Origin of the sequence: Oligoflexus sp. (assembly GCF_035638955.1) — a bacterium.
Lineage (GTDB): Bacteria > Bdellovibrionota_B > Oligoflexia > Oligoflexales > Oligoflexaceae > Oligoflexus.
The window spans coordinates 1-2,674 of the sequence record NZ_DASQYZ010000492.1; the positions used below are offsets into that span (position 1 = coordinate 1).

Genomic DNA, 2,674 nt, shown 5'->3' on the forward strand with positions numbered 1-2,674 from the left:
CAAACTGAGGAGTGAAAAGGAAATCAGGATACGACTAAACCTCTGAATTTACAGTGGAATAACACGAATAGATAAGAATTCAGTCAGGACACACCTCACAGGGCCAGAGTGATCAAGAATTAATCATGCGTTTGCCCTGCCCCTTCTGCAAACGCAACACAACCTGAATTTCAGCTGCATGGTATCGACCACTACCGGGAAGACCGAGGACACGGTTTCATCAGCTTTCGTTCTGGATCCTGATTCTACGGAGAGAACCACCGACAGGAAAGCCGAAGCCAGCTGTTTGGTCCAATTTCGACATGCTATCTCCACTCAATCCATGGATTGCTTTAACAAAGGACGAGTCGGGTAATATATGACTTCAAGCGGTTATAGGATAATCTGAAAGTTTCAAGCCTTCAGACACTGGCCCTGTTTTTTTAAGCTGAATTCTCAGTTCGAAACTACGATGATTGCCCTTCCTTGATCCTAAAAAGGTAATGTCAACTTTCCCCCCATGAGCCTCGACCAGGGCTTTGACGGCGTCCATGCCAACCCCGCGGCCCGAGATATCTGTCACCTTCTCTGCCGTGCTCAAACCGGAATGAAAAATGAAGGCTGCAATTTCATCATCAGTGGCATCCTCTTTGTCCAGGATGCCTCGCTTTCGCGCCATGGCTTCTATCCTTCCAAGGTCCAGTCCTGCTCCATCATCCCGGATCCTGACAAGGTAGCTTTCCGGCTCTTCCTCAACCACAACATCGATTTTTCCGGCTTCGTCCTTTCCCGCCTTCGCGCGATCCTCAGGTGCCTCGATTCCATGATCAATGGAATTGCGCAGGCAATGAGTCAGGACTCCTTCCATGAGTTCGGAATTCTCCCTGTTCAGGAGAATATGGCCGCCCACAATTTGGATAAGTGGAGGTTTCTTGCCAAGGCTTTGGGCCATAGATGGCAGGGATTCTCTGAGAGCAGCTGTTAGTCCCGCTACGGTTTCAAGCCCATCGGAGGGCCCCGCTTCATGAGCATTGAAACCAAGTTTTCGATTGGTAACGTCAGCATACCTGAACAGTATCGACTCGATCGGATTCAGGTCTGCCTCCATTTTGTCAAAATCCCAGCCTGCATCGGGTGCCCCCCTGACAACACTCAGGGTTTCCTCTGCCTTATGAACAAGGTCAGCAAGCTTCGTCATCTTATAGTTGCGGCATAAGCCTTTTAATGTGTGCAGATTGCGATAGAGCACGTTCACCAGATCTTTGGATGGCGTTCGGCGTGCCAGCATTGTCCGGTTTTCCTGAAGATATTGATTGGCCCGTTCGGCAAAAATTTTGAACCTTGGCAAGGTGATATCAAGCACATGGCCAATGATCTCGAGTTCCTCTTTATGCGCCTCGACCTCCATTTGAAGGGTCCTCAATTTGGTCACGTCGCGCAGACTGACGAGTATCTTTTGCAGGATGTGGCTGTCTGAATAAATAAATCCCCAGTCAACTTCTATGACTTTGGTTCTGCCCTCGGCAAGCACCAGCTGGAATTCCCTCAAAAGAAAATGCTCGTTGACTTCCCTGGCAAGTGCATCCTCACCCATCATGGCATTAATGGCGCTTACAATCCCTGCCTGTTGATCCTCGCCGAGGCTGGTTCGTTTAAGGATATCCAAAAGCTCTCTGCCACCAGGATCATCCATTTCAAGGATTGTCTTCAAGTAAACTGAATATTCCTGGTCCATGACAATCTTCGATCCATCTGGAGCAATCCCGATCGTGAATATTCCAAGTTCTATATTCTGTAGAATGCTTCGTACTTCACGGGTTTTTTCATTTAACCGAGCGGTTCTGTCCTCAACCTGCTTTTCCATTCCAGCATAAAGCAGTGCATTTTCAATGGAAATCGCGGCCTGTGAGCCAAGGGTTGTAATGAGTTCAATTCGTTCCGATGTAAAGGCGTGGGTCGATGTTCTGTTTTCAAGATAAATCAGCGCCACAGGACTGTTTCGGCTGACGACTGGCATGCAGAGGATGGATTGCGGCCGCTGCTTCTTAATATAATCATTCTGTGTGTAAGCCCCTTCCTGGATCGGATCACCAAGTACAAGCGGCAATCTCGATCTCATGACATATTCGCAAATCGCACTACAAATATAAGGCGAATCCTGGTACGGAATCTGAAGCATGATACTGGGCTCATCTGCATCGATGCTTTGAGCCACCACATGCCAATTGGAGTCAGCCCCTTCTTTCGTTGGCAGAAGCAGGACGCAGCGGTTGCCGCCGGCCGTCTGGCGAAGGATCGCCAGAAGCTTGGAAAGCAGATCATCGATTCGAATTGAGCCTGAAATGGCCTGCGCCGCCCGGGTTATGGCTGTCACGTCCAGGATATCGCCGTGCTGATAGGTCTGGCTATCGGTGTGAGCGATGGTGCCATGAAAAGTTTTGTTCAAGGCAGTACTGGTATTGGTATGACTCGCTTTGCTATAGACATTAGGGTGATTTGCCAGGAGCTGTTTAAGCTTTCCTGTTGCACCATATGTCTGATAGAAGCCATACGAAAGTTTCAGATAAGGTTCAGCCAGCCTCTGCTGTTTTAAACCCAGATACATCTCGGCACAGCGGTCAGCAGCGAGGCCTGCGACCCAAAAATAGCTGTATTGCTCAGCAGTGCTGATGGCTTCATCGTAGAGTGCTGTTGC

The 2,674-nt window shown here is 49.0% G+C and carries 1 protein-coding gene; it reads right to left on the reverse strand.

Going from position 1 to position 2,674, the window contains the following annotated elements:
- Positions 1 to 364 precede the first annotated feature (364 nt).
- Positions 365 to 2,674 (reverse strand): GAF domain-containing protein (locus VE954_RS40155; RefSeq protein WP_324963824.1); only part of this gene is annotated, 2,310 nt, incomplete at its 5' end.